This is a genomic window from Lactobacillus sp. 23-2 (genome assembly GCF_044902225.1).
Lineage (GTDB): Bacteria > Bacillota > Bacilli > Lactobacillales > Lactobacillaceae > Lactobacillus > Lactobacillus absianus.
In genome coordinates, this window is record NZ_JAOQBX010000087.1 from 1 (window position 1) to 333 (window position 333).

The 333-nt window shown below is 49.5% G+C and carries 1 protein-coding gene; it reads left to right on the forward strand.

Annotated features, from left to right (window positions below):
* A partial coding sequence (locus OCH80_RS10260) for an RRXRR domain-containing protein (protein ID WP_404540678.1) occupies positions 1-333 on the forward strand: 333 nt, incomplete at both ends.

Below are 333 nucleotides of genomic sequence, written 5' to 3' on the forward strand. Positions count from 1 at the left end.
ATCCGTTCACCATTCAACTGAAATACGGCTCATACGGCTATAAGCAGAAAGTCAGTCTTGGCGTTGACACCGGACAAAGACATATCGGCTTTGCCGTAACGAGTCAGGACAAAGTCCTTTATCAAAGCGAGGTAGAGCTTCGCCAAGACGTGCATAAGAATCTTTCCATCCGCAGGGTCTACCGTAGAAGCAGAAGAAATCGCCAGACCCGCTATCGTCAGGCACGCTTTCTCAACAGAATTCATGGCAAGCGTGATGGCTTGTGGCTTCCGCCGTCCGTAAAAGGCAAGGCAAGCCACAACATTGCTTGGATCAAGCGCTATTTGGCTGTAT